This window comes from Bacillus sp. JJ1764, assembly GCF_036962145.1.
Taxonomy (GTDB): Bacteria; Bacillota; Bacilli; order Bacillales; family Cytobacillaceae; genus Neobacillus.
In genome coordinates, this window is record NZ_JBALNY010000028.1 from 6,872 (window position 1) to 9,781 (window position 2,910).

The 2,910-nt window shown below is 33.9% G+C and carries 4 protein-coding genes; all 4 read left to right on the forward strand.

The features are described 5' to 3' along the window. Positions 1 to 70: 70 nt before the first annotated feature. Positions 71 to 502 (forward strand): DUF3995 domain-containing protein, encoded by a 432-nt coding sequence (locus tag V7083_RS04360; protein WP_335475758.1) that lies wholly within the window; start codon positions 71 to 73, stop codon positions 500 to 502. A 500-nt stretch (positions 503 to 1,002) separates the two neighbouring features. Beyond that, positions 1,003 to 1,464 carry a hypothetical protein gene (locus tag V7083_RS04365; protein ID WP_335475760.1) on the forward strand — a complete coding sequence of 154 codons (462 nt, stop codon included), beginning with the start codon at positions 1,003 to 1,005 and terminating at the stop codon, positions 1,462 to 1,464. A gap of 7 nt (positions 1,465 to 1,471) precedes the next feature. Beyond that, positions 1,472 to 1,975 (forward strand): hypothetical protein, encoded by a 504-nt coding sequence (locus tag V7083_RS04370; protein WP_335475762.1) that lies wholly within the window; start codon positions 1,472 to 1,474, stop codon positions 1,973 to 1,975. Between the two features lie 63 nt (positions 1,976 to 2,038). Continuing rightward, complete coding sequence (locus V7083_RS04375; RefSeq protein WP_335475764.1) at positions 2,039 to 2,551, forward strand: CBO0543 family protein; 513 nt, start codon at positions 2,039 to 2,041, stop codon at positions 2,549 to 2,551. Positions 2,552 to 2,910 lie beyond the last annotated feature (359 nt).

Consider the following 2,910-nt stretch of genomic DNA (forward strand, 5'->3'; position numbering starts at 1 on the left):
TTTTTTGGGTGTGGTTCTATTTTTTTTTATATTAATATACATATCATTGAAAAAGGATTGAGGTGCCGTGATGGTTGGATTGATGATTGCAGGCTCTGCCATTCTATTGATTGGAATCGGCTGCTTACATGTTTACTGGGCGTTCGGGGGTTCATGGGGCAGTAACCATGTTATTCCCAAAAGTGCTAAGTTGGAACATCCAGTTTTTTCTCCCGGTAAATTTGTCACACTGTTTGTCTCGTTTCTATTATTTTTAGCAGCAGGACTCCTGATTTTGCAAGGAGGGCTATTCAAGTTTGTTTATCCGAACATACTAGTTAACGCTGGATGTTGGGCATGTATGATTGTCTTTGGTTTAAGAGTAGTTGGAGATTTCAAGTACTTCGGTTTGTTCAAAAAAGTCCGGCACACCCTTTTCTCTCGCTATGATACTTATTTATTTATACCCATTTGCGCGTGGTTTTGTTTTATCTTTTATATAGCTATTCAAATAGGGAGATGAAACGGTTACGATGACTGATCTTATTCATAAGGGCTTTACTCAAGTATATATAGTCTATTAAAATAGCCAATATATATGTTAAATCAAATTCGAGGTTAGGAATGAAAGTATATAGACTAAAAAAGAAATACAACGGGTTTAAAAGAGGAACTCAATTTTACTTAATCAGTGAATCCGAATTTATTGGGGTTAAGGAATTTGTTTTAAGAACGCAAGATTTAACCAACAGGATCTCAATTAATGAAAGCGAACTTAAGAACCATTTTATTTTTGTAAAAGAAATTTTTTAACACAACAAATAGACCGTACGACTGAAAAGAAGTCAGGTACCCTTTGGCGTTGATTCCATGAAGAAGAATCAACGTTTTTTTGTACAAATATAAGCAACGTGGGGGAAGTTTTTGAAAAAAGGAAGTGTAGCGTTTACGTAAATTGTAAATTTATTATGGCTATTGGAAATAATATTTGTATTGTAAAACTTTTCCCTGAGGATGATTACCATGTCCATTGCTCTTCTAGCCTTAATAGGTTGGTTTGTGCTGATTGTATTCGCAATAGTTCCCAAAGGGTTAACGCTGATCGATATGGTTTTTTTATACTTCCTTATCGAAATAGTAACGATTACCATATTCACCATACTGGATGTTAATTTACAATGGGTTCCACTGACACGAAGTGTAGAAGGATCCTTTGCCATGTATATCTGTCGTATGATCGTGATCCCTTTCCAGATTCTATTATCAGTATGTGTGCTCCATTCTGGTTTGAGAGCAAAATGGCGCTGGATAGTATCTTTGGCCATCGTTTTATTCTTATGCATGGCAGATCGGGTTTATTTGTGGGCTGGTCTGATTACTTACCGACGATGGAATGAAATCTATTCTGCTCTCATGTATATGGTATTTATAGTCTTAATTTGGTGGATTGCCAGATGGTTTCGTGGACTAGATAAGGAGAGTTAATCAAACCATGAATATAATTCGTTATGTTAATCATTTTAATGCGAACGAGTGGTTTATCGTTGCTTCACTGTGCGTTGGAACCATCGTGGTGTTACTTCTACCCAAACGTTTTACAAAAAAGGAAACCGCCGTTTACCTCATGTGTGGCATGTTTTTTGGATTTTTTTTCGATCACACATTAAGTGTATTGCCGGTTAGTTTCTATGTTATAAATGATAGGGGTTCCTTTGAACTAATGGATTTTTTATCCCATGTGATTTACGCACCATACAGTTATCTTTTCTTTTATCTATATGACTTCTTCCGTATAAAACCCCATTTTTCTTTAGTGTACATCTTAGTGTGGGCCTTTTTGAGTGTCGGGTTTGAGCGATTTAGTGTGATCATCGGGATCTTTCGTTATCAACATGGATATAACATCTATTATTCTTTTGTCATATATTTACTGGTGATCAGTTTTTGGGTGTTATTTTTTAGGATTATGAAAGCATACGGAGAAAAACAATATTAGATATAATCCAAATGGTTAAATATTACCATTTATGGAAAACTACCCTTAGGGTAGGTGTTTAGTATGGTTGCCATTATCCTTTCAATATCGTGGATAATCATTGCTTTAAAGTATGGAGATCGTGATTGGAGAAAATATTATCCTTCTATGTTATTTGCTGCTCTAGGAAACGCTCTTTATGAGGTACTTTGTTTTAAGTATCAATTGTGGAAAATGGAACCTAATGGATTGGCGTACTCCATGATTCCCATGTTATTGCTCATACTAATAGGTATGCCATTATCAACCTGGGTTTTTTTATCTAGGTACCCTTATGAACAAAGTATATTTAAGAAGGGGATTTATGTATCATTTTTTATTTTTCTATTCATTATTTTAGAATTTGTTTCTATCAAATTAGGAGCCATAACTTATCATCACGGGTGGAATCTTGGATGGTCTTTTTTATTTGTAATCGTCATGTTCTTGATCATTAGGTTGCATTTTACACGCCCCATTACGGCCATTATATGCTCAATCCCATTTGCCCTTTTATTATGTATCATTTTCGATGTTACCTTGAATAAAATGAAATAAACATACAAAAATAGTCCTATAAATTGAGAAAAATAAACGATCGTACGAAGGAAAACTTGACAGAATGTTTAACGAATAGTAATATTTACATCGTAAATAAATGATTAATGATTTTTGGAAATATAGAAGTCTTTAGCAGAAAGTTAATAATCTTTTATTGGCTTAATGAAAAAGAAATCTATAGAAAATAGAAATCATACATAGACCCTCATATTAGAGGCTCATTTAATAGAAGGTAGACTATTTAAAAGCCCATTAAGGCAGTTAAAAGTAAACCGGCAATGTTCAAGTTTAATGGTTTTCACATGACCATTATATTGAGATTGCCGGTTTTTTTATTTTTATAACTTACTGTTAAA

Excerpts from the sequence above, each read along its gene's own strand:
- V7083_RS04360 (WP_335475758.1), top strand. The coding sequence starts at position 71 with ATGGTTGGATTGATGATTGCAGGCTCTGCCATTCTATTGATTGGAATC.
- V7083_RS04375 (WP_335475764.1), top strand. The coding sequence starts at position 2,039 with ATGGTTGCCATTATCCTTTCAATATCGTGGATAATCATTGCTTTAAAG.
- V7083_RS04370 (WP_335475762.1), top strand. The coding sequence starts at position 1,472 with ATGAATATAATTCGTTATGTTAATCATTTTAATGCGAACGAGTGGTTT.
- V7083_RS04365 (WP_335475760.1), top strand. The coding sequence starts at position 1,003 with ATGTCCATTGCTCTTCTAGCCTTAATAGGTTGGTTTGTGCTGATTGTA.